Source organism: Paenibacillus sp. LjRoot153 (genome assembly GCF_964253085.1).
Taxonomy (GTDB): Bacteria; Bacillota; Bacilli; order Paenibacillales; family NBRC-103111; genus Paenibacillus_E.
Genome location: NZ_CAXUQH020000001.1, coordinates 3,275,892 through 3,289,556 on the forward strand (window position 1 = coordinate 3,275,892; position 13,665 = coordinate 3,289,556).

Below are 13,665 nucleotides of genomic sequence, written 5' to 3' on the forward strand. Positions count from 1 at the left end.
GTAGGAGTTGGCGGCGTTTTATTTTTTAAGGAGGCGGTTGGCGTGTTTGAGAAGGAGTATGAAATCTTTTGGAATGAGCAAGTTCGACTTGCACAAGGTCAGAGACTGGAAATGCTGCGAAGGGATCTGACGGGTACGAAGAAACTTATGGAGGAGGTGCTGTTGCCTGTATTGGGAACGTTTGAAGGTTTGGAACTTGAATTTGAAATGATAAGTTTGTCAGGGATGAAGATATTTGGGGACGTGTGTCATCCCAAACTGCGGATCGTGTTCGAGGAAGACAGTTTTGTCACGCACGCAGAGAAAATTACGAGAGATCGCTTCTCATTCGAAAGGGCACGTGCTCGATCCGTTGCGATGCTCGGTTACACGTATTTCCCATATAGTCGAGATGAGCTCGAGAAAAAGCCGAGTTTCTGCCAAAGAAATCTGTACGAATGGATAGGCCGATTCGGCAACACGCAAGGAGCTTGGTTGCTCGAGCTACCGGTGTATGAGCGGGAGGTTTTGAGGTTTGCCATGCTATGTAATAAGCCGTTTCAAGTGAGGGAAGTGAGCCAGTGGTTGCAGCTTAAAAGAGATGCATGTGGAAAAATTTTACGCAAATTAGTAGAGAAAGGATTAGTTTTACCCATTGGTGGTGGATTAGCCAGAAGTCATAAGTTCATGTTTACTGAAAAGGCGGTAACCCTCTTGCATGGTAAGAACTGAGGGAAGTGGTTTGTTAGTCGGTGAAACCGACTAACTTGCGTATAACAGCGGCAATTGGAGTGGGATTAGTCGGTGAAACCGACTAACTTGCGAGCAGGAGTGGCAATTGCCTTGGAATTAGTCGGTGAAACCGACTAATTCGCGAGCAGGAGTGGCAATTGGAGTGGAGTTAGTCAGTGAAACCGACTAACTCAGGCGCAGCAGTGGCAAGTGTACTCACCGCCGCACTACATTTCATACATACGCGCCACCTCCATGGGAAAAACTAGTACAAACACGCGAAAGGAGTGTCTTGGCCCATGGAGGATCAACTTGCACGAAAAGAAGAACGCTTAAACACGGTTAGCCATGGGATTGGCGTGTGTTTAAGCGTCTATGGGCTGATCTTGCTCTTGCAGCGGTCTGCGCTTTTTGAAGATTCGCTGTACACGGCGAGCAACGCAGTGTTCGGAGTTTCCTTTTGCCTACTGTATGTGTCCTCGACACTGCTGCATGGTGCTCGCTCACCCATGTGGGGGAGACGCTTCGAGAAGCTGGATCACGCGGCGATATTCATCGCCATGGCGGGTTCCTATACGCCTTTCCTGCTCATTACCTGGCATAGCCGCATTGCGAGTGAGCTGCTGATCGTCATTTGGGCGCTAGCCTTCGGCGGTGTAAGGTATGTGCATATTATCATTCAACGTTTTATGCCTTGGGGGCTGCTAATGTATTTAGGCATGGGAGCCTTCATGATGCTCTTTATTATGCCACTTTATGTGCGACTGCCTCATATGGCATTTACTTGGCTAGGGCTCGGATTAATGAGCTACCTTGGCGGTGTTCCTTTTTTCCTCTGGCACAAATTACGCTACCATCACACGATCTGGCACCTGTTTGTACTGGCGGGAAGTATCTGCCACTTTATTGCCGTCTATAGTTACGTCATGCCCGCGCTTCTATAAGCTAGGACCGATGCGATGAAGGCTGAACTCCTACTGATCCAATATTTCAGCCTTCGTCATCTTGCCTTCAGCCACTTCACATATTTCCTGCCAAAAAGATCTCTTCCCGCTAGCTCCAAAAGAAGAGTTCCCTCCAACATTGTGCTCCTCATATGGGCCGTGCCGCATTTACATGTTCGCCTTGACGTTTGCAAGTACAGCTAAGTTTTTTCTTGTTTTCTACGTATCTCAGAGGGAGGGAAGCCTCGATATTTCTTGAAAAGCTTCGTAAAATAGTTCGCATTCCCACAGCCGATTCGCTCGGCAATTTCTGTTACAGTCCATTCCGTTTCACGAAGTAAACGATCCGATTCATTTATTCGCAGCCAATTCATATAGTCGATGTAAGTGCGTCCGGTTAGTTTTTTGAAGGTTTTGCAAAAATGGAACGGATTCAGATTCACAATTCGCGCTGCTTGTTCCACGGATAGAGGCTCAGATAGCTGCGCTTCCATCTTTTGAATTAATGGCTTGAACGCTTCAGTATGACGCGCTGGCATAGGTTTGGCAACGAATTTCTCCGGTAGAAATTGCCTAGCAAGCAAGGTGAACAACAGCTGGAAATTATGCTTGATCACTAGTTCATAAGCGGGATATCTCTGTTCAAATTCAACCGTCGATTCACGAATAAGTCGGCGGTAGGGGGCGGCCTGCTCATCATTTGCTTTTAGCATAGCGGGTGGGAGAATGCGTCCTTCCAGGAACGGAAGTATATATCTTTCATAGATCGGATCGGGATTTATCACTCGTAACAAAGATGCATTAAACACAATTGCTACATATTCTATCGGTTCATGCTCCAAGCTATAGCCCACATGCAGCGCACCAGCAGGAACGAAAAGTAGATCGCCAGCTTTGACCTCGTAGGGTCGACTGGCGATGTGAAACACCGCTTTACCTACCTGCATATCGATAACTTCAAAATGCTCATGCCAATGCAAATTGAGAATAGTATCATCCTTTGCAAGAGGAGAGGGTTGGTTTCTATAGAATCGGATAGGGAAGTTGCTGTCCCAAAGCGGCGTTCGTTCTTTTAAATCCTGAGGGTAAGTCATCGCGTAACATCTCTTTTCTTGAAAATGTATAAAAAGTTCTTTCGATCACAAGATTGGATAGGAAATTGGGTGTAAGACTAGCAATTATTCGATTTCATCTTAACTTTATACCAAAATAGGAGAGATATGCAAAGCGTATTGGTGCGCCAATGTTAAACTAGGTTGATAATAATACCTTAATTTTGTGCTAGCACGGATTAAGATTGTTTATTTAATGTCCGAATCATCATTCATATAATAAAAGCATGGTTCACACATTCCTTACTTGCCAAGGAGGCAGAGACAATGCAGAGCAATACACCCTTATTATTGACTGATGAGCAAATGAGATCGTTTATTACGAATGGCTGCCTGATTCTCAAAACAGCTTTTCCACGTGAATTTCATGAAAGTTTGGTAGAGCAGTTGAACACGGTGTACACCGAGGAAGGCAATCCAGGAAACAATCTATTACCACGAATCCGCGAGCTGCAGAAAGTTTTCGATCATCCCGTTGTAACGGGAGCGTTAACCAGTGTGCTGGGACCTAATTATATGATGCATGCGCATCGCCATGGGCATTTCAATGCTTCTAGCGTAGCCGGCGGTTGGCATAAAGATAGCTATTGGGGTTATAAAAGGATGCGCAATCATCACCCGCAATGGGCAATGATTATGTATTTCCCACAGGATACACCTGTGGAATTAGGGCCGACAGGCGTACTTCCAGGTACGCAAAACTATGAATCTCGTACTTTTGAAGGGAATGAACAAGAGGCAGAGATTTTGGCGAGTGGGGAAGCGGGGACGTTTGCGCTGATACATTATGATATTTGGCACCGCTCCACTCCGAATGTGTTGGGTCAGCCCCGTTACATGTTGAAGTTTGAATTTATGCGGACCGAGCTTCCGCAATCGCCAAGCTGGAACAATCAAGAAAGCGGATGGCGCAAACCGGAGGGGTTGCAGCTGCCGATCGCTGAGCATGATTTGATGTGGGAAGAAACGTGGAATTGGCTGTCGGGACAAGTCGGCAGTTTGGCTGATACGATTACTTCTGATCCGCAGCGGATCAAGGAATTGTCAGCGGGGTTGAGCTGCTTCGAGCCCGAAGCCATTAATGCGGCATACGAGCTTGCGGCAAGCGGTCAAAGTGGTGTAGAAGCATTGCTTCAAGCACTTCATAGCGAGGATAAAAATGTGTCGCGAATTGCGGCTTATGGCTTATCCGTAGCGGGTAGAGAGGCAGTAAGCGGATTAATTGCAGCGTTGGAATCGGGTCCAAAAGAAGGGGCGGAAGCGAATTCCGAAGAGGTCATCGCGCATGCAGTGTTCGCGCTTGGAGAATTGAGAGGATTCGCCAGCGAGGCAGTACCTGCACTTGTTAGCTTGATGCAGCATCCGTCGGAGACGATCCGCTGCGCAGTTGTGGATGCCCTTGGTCTTATGGAATCAGGGCACGATCAAGTGGTGGAATGCTTAGGGAGTGCACTGCGGGATGAAAGTGCGCAGGTGCGGTTCATGTCCAGCTTGGCCTTGTCCCGTTTAGGGGCAAGTGCCGAGGCAGCGATTCCACACTTGGAAATCGCACTGGATGATGAGAACCGCTACGTGCGTGCGCATGCGGCTGAATCCTTGCGCTACGTTGGTACGGAGCGAGCGAAGGACACACTCATTAAGTTCCTGTTAGGCGCGCGTTGGTGTCCAACGACCACCGCTAAAAACGCGTTTTATCCGTAAGGTACTAACCATAAACAACCAACCCCCATCAATGTGATGGGGGTTGGTTGTTTATGGGGGAGTGTAACCTCGCATTTGGCTCGGTTACACTTACGGTTGACAGCTCCTTCAATGTACGAATGTAGCACAACCACCACTAATCTACTTATTCAATCACCTGTTCATTCAAGAAATTACTCCTACCTAGTAAGTAGCTCTGCTAAGTAACCAGCACTCCTAAGTGACTAGGACTCCAAGTAACCAGCACTCCCAAGTAACTAGCACTCCAAGCCCGCTGCACAAGCAACCAACACTCCAAGTAAATAGCACTCCAAGTAACAAGCACTCCTAAGTAACTACCACACCCAAGCAACCCAGTCCTCTCAACACCAAGCACTCCTAAGTAACCAGTCCTCCCAAACACCTGCTCACCCAAGTAACCCAGCCCCTCCGCCCACCAATAGATGGAAAACATACAGTTAATTTACTCAAAAACATCAATTGAAATGAAATAAATGGAAAACATACAGCTAATTCAGGCATATTCAGCCGAAAATGGCAAATCTCCCGAAAATAGATGGAGGTTGTCCATCTAATTCACTTCTATGCTAGTTTTATAAGAAATTAACTACCTATTTTACAGTTAAAAGTGGCGCGGCGGCGGTGTTGATGTTGGTGTTGGGTGTGTTGGTGTTGGTGTTGGTGCTTATGCTTGTGTGGCTGAGGCTAATGGTACATCGAGCGTTGCAGTCAACCAACTGAATCCCAAACTCACCGCGGCCGCAGATCGCGGAACGCTGTTGGTTTAAATCCCGTCTGCTCCTTGAACATCCGGGAGAAATACGATAATTCCATGCCGAAGGAATCGGCAATTTGGGAGACATTCATCTCCGTCGTCAGGAGCAAATCTTTGGCTTTTTCGGAGCGCAAATGGTTCATATATTGGATCGGGGAGTACCCCGTAAATTGTTTGAACGCATTGATGAAATAATTCGGATGATAATGAGCGAGCTGGGCCAGCGTTTCAATCGAAACCTGATCCGCCATATGCTGCTCCATGTAGCGCAGCACAACATTCATTTTCTCGTGGGTTGGGGTCGTAGCTAAATTCAGCTTCACGGCAGCATTGCCATCGATGAAATCCGCGATTAGTTCATGAAGGATGCCCGTCACCCGAAATTCGGCGGATAAAGCATCGCTTCGACGATGAGCAATCAACTTCTCGAACGTTTGCCCAAGGGCTAACGTGTCCTTGACGACAATCGATGGGCTAGTGTGCAAAATCTGAAAGAGATCCAGATCACCGATTTTCGCAGTGAAATGGCACCAATACTTACCGAAGGTATCCTCACTAATTGTGCCATAGGCTTGGTCACTGCCAGCAGGAAGAAGGTAGAGCTCGCCAGGACGCGGATAGTAGGTTTGATTGCCTATTTTAAGAAAACCTTCGCCTTCCATAATAAAATACAGCCGATTGACAGGACACGCGGGGATCTCATCGTTCCAGCTTCGTGTGACTTTCGTGTACGCTGCATAGTCGACATCAATTCTCGCTTTCGCCATATATTTCTTCCAAAAGGTACGCTGACTTGCATTCATATCTGATTTCATCCATTTATATTCCTTTTACAAATAGTCGACATATGCCATCAGTAAACTGCTGCTTCGTATAACCAAGTACGTCTTTGTGGTACAAATACTGTTCCGGAAAAAGGGAAATGAGAAGCGTATTGACCGTCAAGGTGACATCAATGTCCTCGATCTCGCCATTTTCAATGGCATGTTGAATGAGTGGAGCTAGGATATTGCGAAGTCTGACAAAGAAGGGCTTTTTGTGAATGCTGATGCTGCGTTTGTCCGCATGCATGGAAGAGATGACGGACAAGAGAGTGACATTCTCGTCGACGAAATCAATGACATCATGGATACAAGCGGATAGCTGCGCAAGTCCTGGTCCAACAGGATCAACTTTTGTATACTTTTCCTCAAGCATATCAATAAACCGCGTAGTCGTTGACTTAATCAAATCGCTGCACACATCGCCAATATGCGTATAACGGCGGTATAAGGTTCCTTGGCCCACACCGGATTCCTTCGCAATTTGATGCATCGTGACGGATTCTATATCATTCGTTTCTAAAAGTGTGCGAGCAGCAGAAAGGATGCGACGACGATACTCCGTATCACGTTCGCCACGGCGACTGCTTGGTGAAATTGCATCCTTTACAAGTTCACAGATTTCTTGATGATGATCTTCTGGATGTTTCATATTTTCGTGCCTCCTGGTAGAGAGATCGTCCATGAAAAAATCATTTGACTTTGCGGACAATTGTCCGTAATATGGGGTAGCGGACAATTGTCCTGTAAATATTGTAACACGTGAAGAGAGAAATTGTCTAAGGAGGAGTTAGGAATGAGTCAAACAGCTGTATCCGGTGGAACAGAGCCGGAATTTAAGTTTACAAGCATTCTGGTGCCGCTAATTGCTATTATTACGGGCATATTCATGGTTATCCTCGACACGACAGCAATGAACGTTGCATTGTCGAAGTTAGTGGTTGACTTTAAAACAGATCTACCTACAATTCAATGGGCGGTAACTGGTTATATGCTGGCATCCGCTGCGGTAATTCCATTAGCGGGGTGGTTATCTGACCGTTTTGGAGCAAAAAATGTTTTCCTGACGTCCGTACTTTTATTTACAATTGCATCACTATTATGTGCAACACCAAACACGGCAGAAATGTTGATCTTTTTCCGCGTACTGCAAGGCTTAGGCGGGGGCTTCGTGATGCCAGTCGCTATGGCGTATGTATACAGACTTAGTCCGCCTAACAAAATCGGGCAAGTCATGGGTATGCTAGGCGTACCTATTTTATTAGCGCCAGCTATTGGGCCAATCTTGTCTGGGTGGTTAGTCGAATACCATTCTTGGCACTGGATTTTCCTCATTAATTTGCCTGTAGGTATTTTCAGCTTTATTTTCGGATTGTGGAAATTACCTGTTGTGGCACGTAAAAAAGTTGCTGGCTTCGACCTTCCAGGTATGATCCTGGGTCCGATTGCTTTCGCTTCGCTATCTTATGGTATTTCCCAAGGTGCTTCAGGTTGGACATCCGATAAAGCGCTTGGTGGTATCATCGTTGGCGCCGTTGCTTTGATTGCCTTCGTCATTGTTGAGCTCAGAACGAAAATTCCATTGCTTGAGCTTCGCGTTTTCAAATCATTCGATTTTTCCTTTAGTATATTCATTCAATGGGTGATCCAATTCTGTATGTTTGGGGCGATATTCCTTCTCCCGCAATTCCTACAGCAAGCCCGTGGTTACGGTGCATTTGATACCGGCTTGACCCTGTTCCCGCAAGCGATCGCGTCTGGACTTATGATGCCAATTGGCGGTTATTTATTCGATAGAATTGGAATTCGTTGGTTAGTTGTTATCGGTCTTACCTTGGTTTCCGGGGCAATTTTCCAGTATTCTCATTTGGATTTGAGCACGCAAAGAACGGATCTTATTCTACCACTAGCGATGGCTGGGGCCGGTATGGGGCTCATGATGATGCCAATTAACTCCCATTTGATCAAAAAAGCTCCGCAAGACCTCGTCAGCCGAGTTACTTCGTTGACAAGTGCGATGCAGCAAGTTATCAGCTCCTTCGGTGTTGCGATCGTTGTAACGATCTTAACTTCACGTGTGACAACGTTGATTACCGAGCAGAAGCTGCCAGTTAGCTCCCCTGCAGATATGCAAAAGTCGATGCTATCCGTAGCTCCTGATGCATTCGGGTATACCTTCACTTGTATGATGATTATCGCGATGTGCGGAGTTGTTCTCGGATTCTTCCTACGCCGCGGCAAGACGGAAGCACATCAAGAAGCACGAGCAGACGTTGCGTTAGAAGGTTTGCACTAAGCTAGATTGATTGGTTAGGCCATATATGTTAGATACCAAAAGACAGCTGTAAGTAGATCCCTCTACTTACAGGCTGTCTTTTTTGTACCATGGAGCACTGGTAATTATAGACAAGCCCCTTCTTGGGAATTATTGGATGAACTATGGGGTTCTAGCCGTTGCAGGCGGACCTGCCAGGGCATATCTTATGAGCAAGGTTTTCGTAGTGTCTGAGAAAGGAGGCGTTATATGAAACGGTGGAACGTGACCTTTGAGACGAAATGCTATGAAAAGGATTGGCGTCACCTTCTTCAAACACCGCGTCTGGAAACAAATCTTCGCTACAATCGGTTTCAGTTCAAGGAAGCAGTTTTATACATCAATAACGTGAACGATCCAGAAGAGGTTAGCTTTTATGCCGACAAGCTGGTTCAAAGTGGCGTGCTCACTACCTATACCCTCGTTGATCGTTATGCAAGTGAGGCGCTGGACTTCTTTTCAATCGATAAAGACAGTTTTAACGGAGGCTATTATTATTCCATTTCCGAGCTCGTCGCTATTTACTTGTGCAGGGCGGATTATTTGCTCCATTTCTCCAGTGATTCGATCCTAGCGGGGCCGCTCGAATGGGTGGAGCCAGCGCTTCAGAATATGGAAGATGACCCCAGAATCAAAGTTGCAAATCCGACCTGGAACTTTAGCTACGAGTATGCGAAGCAGGAATCTCTAGAGGAGAATGATCAATTTTATCTGGGGTATGGATTTTCGGATCAATGCTATCTGATTCGTACGGAGGACTTCAGAGCGCGCATCTACAATGAAAAACATCCGGCATCGCAAAGATACCCGGTATACGGAGGTGAATTGTTCGAGAAACGGGTGGACTCCTGGATGAGAAACCATCAATATTTGCGCATATCGTATAAACATGGCAGCTATATTCACCGCAATTTTACTTAAAACAACGGGCAGCGACACACGGGTTTCGAATCGATTACTTAAGCTGGTTCAATCTATCTTGAAAGATGTGATCCTATATGATTTGTTTTACAATATTGGCACATGAGAACGAAAGTGTGCTAACAGAGCAATTAAAAAATATTCGACATTACATTCCGAATGCCAGGATTGTACTATACAACGGAGGGACAAATAAGGACTTCGGCAGTTGCCAAGGCATTCCCATTTGTCCGTACAGCAGGCCCTTACAATACGGAAAATTAGGCAGATTTCTATATGATGTTATGAATTGGCTGGAAGAAACGAACATTGAGTACGATTACCTCATTAATCTGGACTCTGACGTGCTTTTTATCAAGCACGGTTTTGAGTCGTTCATCGAAGAGGTAATGGAAGGCTATGATTGCATGGGAGCTCATATGCAAATACAACGTTCAGTACATGATAATCCGCAATTTTATCCGGGGGTTACGCTGTGGAATGAATGGCATCGCTGGCAACCGTTCTTCCAGACAGACTACTTTGTACGCTATTTTAATCCCGCACAAGTTTATCGCCGTTCCATAGTTAGGAAAATACTGGATGAGACCGATTATAATCAACTCGAGCAATTGTTGGCGGCAACGGATACCTTTGCAATGGAAGAAATGCTCTATGCCACACTCGCTATGAAATATGGAGGAAAGTGCCGGGAGTATCCATGGAATTATGATGAAAGCCTGCAATACGTGCGTACTGTAAAACCTATTTCTTACGATGAAATGAAGGCGGCAAAAATAGCTCCTCATTATTATTGGATTCATCCAATTAAAGGAGAAACCTTTACATTTATGAGCATGTTTTCGAAACAAATGGATCATAAACAGAATTCAGGACAGTAAGCGTTATCCTGTTTCTATGGAAATTGGAACAGATAAACTTCATGGTGAGGGTGGTTGAAAATAGTGGTTACAACGCCTAAAAGATTTGCGGCACATATTCTCCTATTTGATTCAAAGCAATTTATTTTAAAGATGTTAGAAAATTGCGATCCATTTGTTGAAAAGATTTACGTCGCATATAGCAAAGTCCCGTGGAGTTACAATCCTCAAGCCAGAGACGTCATGACAAACACTGCCGATCTTAATATATTAATGCAATCTAAATACGCTGATAAAATAGAAATCATTCACGGGGTTTGGGACTGGGAACACGACCAGAGGAACGCTTGTCTGAAAAAAGCCAGAGAGGATGGATTTGATTTCTTAATCGTTCAAGATGCAGATGAATTCTATACTAATGAAGATTATGCAAGGATGATTGACACGATCAGCAGCGAACCTGATTATGACTGTTATGAAACCCCTTGGTGCAGTTTCTGGAAATCTTGGGATTACATCTTGGTAAATGAAGCGGGATCCAGTGTATATGGTTATCGTCCTAATATAGCTATGAACTGCAAGCGCAACATTTGGTTTACTAGCCATCGCGGTTCAGGATACTCTGCGAAAATCAAAGTACTCGATTCGTTGTGTTATCACGGAAGTTATGTACTTGGTGATGAAGAGGTATACCGCAAAATTAATTCGTGGGGCCATGCTTTAGATTTTGACCGTGAAGCTTGGTACTACAATAAGTGGTTGAGTTGGTCGGAAGGCAGCGAAGATCTTCACCCCACACACCCGTATGTTTGGAAAAGAGCAGTTAAATTTACTGGTCAACTGCCAGAAGTTCTCCGAAAAGATAATGAAACAACGACCCAGTAAATGGAGGAATGATATGGAAAGGAAGCCGCTTGTCAGTATTCTGATCCCTGCTTATAACAGGCCCCATTATTTGAAGTTAGCGCTAGAAAGTGCCATTCATCAAACCTATCCAAATATTGAAATCATCATATGTGATGATAGCACGGACATGGGCGTATGGGTTATGATGCAGCCCTATCTGGCACAATATCCGAATATCAAGTATGTTAAAAACGACACCGTGCTATTTGTTAAAAATTGGAACAAGTGTTATGAACTATCCTCTGGTGAATATGTGAACTATTTAATGGATGATGATTTGTTTCACCCTGAGAAAATTGAACGAATGATGGCATGCTATCTAGAGATACCGGATGTCGCGCTAGTTACTTCTTACCGCCAATTGATCGATGGATCCGGGAACGAAAGATCTGCTGTATATGCAACACGAAGATTGTACAATGAGACGACGGTGTTGAACGGAATTGATTTTGGCGATGACATATTGAGTGACGGACATAATGTGATCGGAGAGCCGACTACTGTGCTTTTTCGAAAAAGGGATTTAAAAGAACCGTTCGGCATTCTTTGCGGCAGACAGTTTACGACCCTCAATGATTTGGCGACATGGCTCTCGCTTCTTGTTCGGGGCAACGCCGTCTATTTACCTGAACCTCTCAGTTATTTCCGCATTCATTTCGGACAAAATCAAAGCACTCTCGGCATATCTTCATTTGCAGATTGGAGCGAATTGACGATATGTGCAAGAGAGGTAGGTTTTTTACAGGACTCGGACCGGTACAAGGCTGCGCTTGAGTTACAACTGAATAGGCTAGCTGAAGATAAATTGTCACCGTCTTTTTCGGAATATGTTCCGAAAATCAACGAACAGCAGAAAAAGATCGAAGCCATCATTTCCAATCTGTGAGGAAGTTCTAATGCCGATTAGAGCCAGATCATCTCATAATAAAAAGCTGGTAGTTCAAACATTTTCTCATGTTTGAACTGCCAGCTTTTTTGTAACTATAGGATGAAATTAAGGCAAGCGCACCGATGCGCGGTACAGTTTGCTGTTCCAGTCGACCGTGCTTTTGAGCGATTCGGCAACGAGGCGAAGCGGGACATACATCCGGCTGTCACCCATGATTTGCAAGGGAACAGGGACAGAAACGGATTTTCCGTTCACAGTAGCGACAGAACTTCCATCCTGCAGCTTCAACGTAACGCCAGCATTAGTAATCGTGGCTGTTCGCGTTGACGCATCCCAGGTAAATTTGGCGTTCATTGCTGTGATAAAAGGACGAATAGGTACAACAGTTGTTTCTTTATCGATGAAGCCGGTAAAATCCGAGATATATTGTCCGTTAATATCAATTTGTACTTTAGGCTTGTCCAATTTGCGAACGACAAGAGCATTGCTAAGCTTTCGACCTGGATAGGTCATCATGGTGCCGTTCGCATAAAGTCCGGAGCTGGAGCCGCCATCCATATTCATCGCTTCTTTCAATCCAAGCGCAATCGAAATCGCAGCTAGCTCTGACAAGGTGGCGCTAGGTACTGTGGCCATCACTAGGCGGTTAGAGCCGTCAATCCCAACGAAGCTTCTTGCCGCGGAGGATTGTGTGACTTTCGGATCTGTAAAGCCATCTCTACTCACATTGATATCCGAGACGCCGGTTGTTACGAGCTTTGGACCTACGCCGATGGCGGACAGCCAGGTCTTGGCGTCAAGATTACTTCCGCCCTCACCCTTCGCAAGAATATCCTTCGTGATTCTGTCACCTACGTCCAGTTTGGTTAGGACGTTTTGTTTATTATTGGCGCTGTTGCCGACGAATAAAACATAGCCACCATCCGGGACCGATACAGATTCCTGCGTAATCCGTGTGACAAGTCCATCGCTGATCACCACTTTGGTACCATTCGGGAAGCCGATCCAGCGGCCAAAATCCGATGTATACCAGACAATCTGATCAGTGCTCGTGTCTCCGTAATATTTGTTAATACCCCATGGGTTGATGGTGTAAGTACCGCCGCCTTCACTGGTGCGAATGGCAATGTCGAGATTGACGAATTGTATGTCAGGCACCTTATCTTTGTTTAGAAAAAGCGTCTGATTTTCCCCAGAATGCATCGGCTCACCAGACTTCAGCAGCGTCCCGTTGGGGTAGCGAATATATGGATCAGACTCGTAGGCATTGAAAAATGTTCCATTAATCGCCGCGACACCGTTCTCTCGCTCCACGATGGATTGCATAGCGTCGTCATGTCCGATACCACCATCTGCTAAAGCAGGAACAAGTTCAAGCATTGGATCGGTAAGGTCAACCGTGACCGTTTTGACTGTGAAGTTTTTGCCGGAAGCATATACGAGTTTCGTAGATGCGTTAACGGAGGGTGAGTAGGCTGCGGATGCTGGTGTACTGCCCAAGAGTAGTGCTGCAGTCAGGAGCAGGGAAGTTGCTGGTATGACAAGTTTCAATTGAAACATATGGTTGGGTCTCCTTTTGTGAAAGTTGATGTCGAAATTTGATGAATTATATACGTCTAGTATAACATTCGGATGAGCTGTGGTGTTTAAGACGCATGAGGGAACTAAGTCGAGAGAGTTGGCCGCATAGGCCGCCGCCATTCTGCAACGA

General features: G+C 45.6%; 12 protein-coding genes. 8 read left to right on the forward strand and 4 right to left on the reverse strand.

From position 1 onward, the window contains the following. Nucleotides 1-42 precede the first annotated feature (42 nt). A complete protein-coding gene (locus ACSQ8P_RS13625) occupies nucleotides 43-711 on the forward strand; it encodes a hypothetical protein (protein ID WP_436235687.1) in 669 nt (222 codons plus the stop codon). 299 nt (nucleotides 712-1,010) lie between these two features. Next, on the forward strand, nucleotides 1,011-1,655 hold the full coding sequence (gene trhA, locus ACSQ8P_RS13630; protein ID WP_436235688.1) for a PAQR family membrane homeostasis protein TrhA: 645 nt from the start codon (nucleotides 1,011-1,013) through the stop codon (nucleotides 1,653-1,655). Between the two features lie 200 nt (nucleotides 1,656-1,855). On the opposite strand, the gene ACSQ8P_RS13635 is transcribed toward trhA, so the two are convergent. Next, complete coding sequence (locus tag ACSQ8P_RS13635; RefSeq protein ID WP_436235689.1) at nucleotides 1,856-2,749, reverse strand: AraC family transcriptional regulator; 894 nt, start codon at nucleotides 2,747-2,749, stop codon at nucleotides 1,856-1,858. A 285-nt stretch (nucleotides 2,750-3,034) separates the two neighbouring features. Here ACSQ8P_RS13635 and ACSQ8P_RS13640 point away from each other — a divergent pair, with 285 nt between their 5' ends. Then, nucleotides 3,035-4,468 carry a HEAT repeat domain-containing protein gene (locus ACSQ8P_RS13640; RefSeq protein WP_436235690.1) on the forward strand — a complete coding sequence of 478 codons (1,434 nt, stop codon included), beginning with the start codon at nucleotides 3,035-3,037 and terminating at the stop codon, nucleotides 4,466-4,468. A gap of 750 nt (nucleotides 4,469-5,218) precedes the next feature. Here the strand turns inward: ACSQ8P_RS13640 and ACSQ8P_RS13645 are convergent. Together ACSQ8P_RS13645 and ACSQ8P_RS13650 are read right to left on the reverse strand one after the other, a co-directional pair. Continuing rightward, nucleotides 5,219-6,058 carry a helix-turn-helix domain-containing protein gene (locus ACSQ8P_RS13645; RefSeq protein WP_436235691.1) on the reverse strand — a complete coding sequence of 280 codons (840 nt, stop codon included), beginning with the start codon at nucleotides 6,056-6,058 and terminating at the stop codon, nucleotides 5,219-5,221. Nucleotides 6,059-6,062: 4 nt separating this feature from the next. Then, nucleotides 6,063-6,716, reverse strand: coding sequence for a TetR/AcrR family transcriptional regulator (locus tag ACSQ8P_RS13650; protein ID WP_436235692.1), 654 nt, complete (start codon nucleotides 6,714-6,716; stop codon nucleotides 6,063-6,065). Between the two features lie 144 nt (nucleotides 6,717-6,860). On the opposite strand from ACSQ8P_RS13650, the gene ACSQ8P_RS13655 reads away from it, so the two are divergent. The 5 genes from ACSQ8P_RS13655 to ACSQ8P_RS13675 all read left to right on the forward strand — a co-directional run bounded on the left by ACSQ8P_RS13655 (nucleotide 6,861) and on the right by ACSQ8P_RS13675 (nucleotide 11,951). Next, nucleotides 6,861-8,360 carry a DHA2 family efflux MFS transporter permease subunit gene (locus ACSQ8P_RS13655; RefSeq protein ID WP_436235693.1) on the forward strand — a complete coding sequence of 500 codons (1,500 nt, stop codon included), beginning with the start codon at nucleotides 6,861-6,863 and terminating at the stop codon, nucleotides 8,358-8,360. 228 nt (nucleotides 8,361-8,588) lie between these two features. Beyond that, complete coding sequence (locus tag ACSQ8P_RS13660) at nucleotides 8,589-9,299, forward strand: hypothetical protein (protein WP_436235694.1); 711 nt, start codon at nucleotides 8,589-8,591, stop codon at nucleotides 9,297-9,299. A gap of 284 nt (nucleotides 9,300-9,583) precedes the next feature. Then, on the forward strand, nucleotides 9,584-10,180 hold the full coding sequence (locus tag ACSQ8P_RS13665) for a hypothetical protein (RefSeq protein ID WP_436235695.1): 597 nt from the start codon (nucleotides 9,584-9,586) through the stop codon (nucleotides 10,178-10,180). 63 nt (nucleotides 10,181-10,243) lie between these two features. Beyond that, nucleotides 10,244-11,044, forward strand: a complete 801-nt coding sequence (locus tag ACSQ8P_RS13670; protein WP_436235696.1) for a glycosyltransferase — start codon at nucleotides 10,244-10,246, stop codon at nucleotides 11,042-11,044. A gap of 13 nt (nucleotides 11,045-11,057) precedes the next feature. Then, on the forward strand, nucleotides 11,058-11,951 hold the full coding sequence (locus tag ACSQ8P_RS13675) for a glycosyltransferase family 2 protein (protein ID WP_436235697.1): 894 nt from the start codon (nucleotides 11,058-11,060) through the stop codon (nucleotides 11,949-11,951). A 108-nt stretch (nucleotides 11,952-12,059) separates the two neighbouring features. Here ACSQ8P_RS13675 and ACSQ8P_RS13680 read toward each other — a convergent pair whose 3' ends face one another. Continuing rightward, on the reverse strand, nucleotides 12,060-13,514 hold the full coding sequence (locus ACSQ8P_RS13680) for a stalk domain-containing protein (RefSeq protein ID WP_436235698.1): 1,455 nt from the start codon (nucleotides 13,512-13,514) through the stop codon (nucleotides 12,060-12,062). Nucleotides 13,515-13,665: the final 151 nt, after the last annotated feature.

What these genes read in the sequence shown, in the direction of transcription:
- ACSQ8P_RS13655 (WP_436235693.1), top strand. Translation starts at nt 6,861, where the DNA reads ATGAGTCAAACAGCTGTATCCGGTGGAACAGAGCCGGAATTTAAGTTT.
- ACSQ8P_RS13635 (WP_436235689.1), bottom strand. Translation starts at nt 2,749, where the DNA reads ATGACTTACCCTCAGGATTTAAAAGAACGAACGCCGCTTTGGGACAGC.
- ACSQ8P_RS13650 (WP_436235692.1), bottom strand. Translation starts at nt 6,716, where the DNA reads ATGAAACATCCAGAAGATCATCATCAAGAAATCTGTGAACTTGTAAAG.
- trhA (WP_436235688.1), top strand. Translation starts at nt 1,011, where the DNA reads ATGGAGGATCAACTTGCACGAAAAGAAGAACGCTTAAACACGGTTAGC.
- ACSQ8P_RS13675 (WP_436235697.1), top strand. Translation starts at nt 11,058, where the DNA reads ATGGAAAGGAAGCCGCTTGTCAGTATTCTGATCCCTGCTTATAACAGG.
- ACSQ8P_RS13640 (WP_436235690.1), top strand. Translation starts at nt 3,035, where the DNA reads ATGCAGAGCAATACACCCTTATTATTGACTGATGAGCAAATGAGATCG.
- ACSQ8P_RS13665 (WP_436235695.1), top strand. Translation starts at nt 9,584, where the DNA reads ATGAATTGGCTGGAAGAAACGAACATTGAGTACGATTACCTCATTAAT.
- ACSQ8P_RS13645 (WP_436235691.1), bottom strand. Translation starts at nt 6,058, where the DNA reads ATGAAATCAGATATGAATGCAAGTCAGCGTACCTTTTGGAAGAAATAT.
- ACSQ8P_RS13680 (WP_436235698.1), bottom strand. Translation starts at nt 13,514, where the DNA reads ATGTTTCAATTGAAACTTGTCATACCAGCAACTTCCCTGCTCCTGACT.
- ACSQ8P_RS13660 (WP_436235694.1), top strand. Translation starts at nt 8,589, where the DNA reads ATGAAACGGTGGAACGTGACCTTTGAGACGAAATGCTATGAAAAGGAT.